This window comes from Mycobacterium gordonae, from assembly GCF_001417955.2.
In the GTDB taxonomy this organism is placed as follows: Bacteria; Actinomycetota; Actinomycetes; order Mycobacteriales; family Mycobacteriaceae; genus Mycobacterium; species Mycobacterium gordonae_B.
In genome coordinates this window covers 1-1303 of sequence record NZ_LKTM01000195.1, presented here as the reverse complement: position 1 = coordinate 1303, position 1303 = coordinate 1, and the positions used below count along the sequence as shown (strand labels likewise).

The following is a 1303-nucleotide window of genomic DNA, read 5'->3' as shown; positions in this document are numbered from 1 at the left end:
CCCACCCCGGCCCGCCCATGCCGCCGCGCCCCCCCGCCCCTTCACCCGGCGTGGCCGGCCGGCCGGGCCCACCACCGGGCCCAGCGCCGCCGTTCACCGGGCCATGGCAGGCCGCCAACCCACCCGTGCAGTCGCGCGCCCGCAACCCGTGGGCGATCGTCGCAGGTGTTGCCGCTGTCGTCCTGGTCCTGATGCTGAGCGGCATCGGCATCTGGGCACTGAATAAGGACGACGACCAACCTCAGGCCACCAGGCAACGGACCACCACAACCCGGCCCACCACGTCGACCACAACGACAACCCCGCCGTCGTCAAGCGCACCGCCGCAGGCGCAGGCCCGGTTGATGAGCCTGCTTCCCGCGGGGTATCCCGCCGGCACCTGCACGACGGATGCGAAAACGATGCCGGGCGCCCTGGTTTCGGTGTCGTGCGGGCAGAACACCGATGCCAACGGTCCCAAACTGTCGGCCTACGGACTGTTTCCCGACGTGGCATCGCTGAAGAAGGCCTTCACCAGCTTCACCACCACCTTCACCATCCAGCAGTGTCCGGGCGGCAAGGCGTCTCCCGGCAACTGGTGGCACACCCAGGACCCGAAAACCGTTCTGGGCCAGATGGCCTGCGGCATCTACAAGGGCAACGACCCACAGGTGATGTGGAGCAACGAGCAGACGCTGGTCTACGCACTCGTCGGTGGGAAACAGCAGGTACCCAGCCTCGACCAGCTCTACAAATGGTGGGCCAAGCACTCATAGACCGGTCGTCGTAGCATCACGGTCCGCGGGAGTAACGGAGGCAGGCGATGGGCGAGATCGTGGGGCTGGTGGTGCGTGGGGGTGGGCGCAGTTGGCTGGTGGCTCCGGGGCGGGTGTGGACGGTGGGGCGTTCGGGTGAGAGCGATATTCAGTTGGACAATCCGCGGATCTCGCGGGTGCATGCGGTGCTGGAGCCCACCGAGTCAGGCTGGGTGTTGTCCAATCGCAGCAGCAACGGCATGTATGTGCAGGGCGCCCGGGTGGAAGAGGTGGTCGTCGGCGATGAGCCGGTGACGGTGATTCTCGGATCGGTCACCTCAGGCCAAGAGATCGAACTGGCTCCTGATGCGGGACAGCCGGTGTCGATCGGAGAGGCGACGACCATGGTGGGTCAGTTGCCGCCATTGCCGCCGCCGTCCGAGCCGCTGGCGAAGACCACCGAGATCCCGCTACCGCCGCTGTCCAGCGCTGCGGGGCAGACGGCGTCGGGGGTGACGGCGTCGCTGCGGACGCCGACCGCGGTGCATGCGATCGATCAGGCGACGGTC

General features: G+C 67.9%; 1 protein-coding gene and 1 pseudogene. Both read left to right on the top strand.

The window, feature by feature from the left end; all coding sequences use genetic code 11:
• Window positions 1-755 (top strand): annotated as a pseudogene (locus tag AO501_RS15330) (serine/threonine protein kinase); the annotation flags it as partial.
• A gap of 47 nt (window positions 756-802) precedes the next feature.
• The coding region (locus AO501_RS15325; protein ID WP_156452584.1) for an FHA domain-containing protein at window positions 803-1303 on the top strand (501 nt) is incomplete at its 3' end.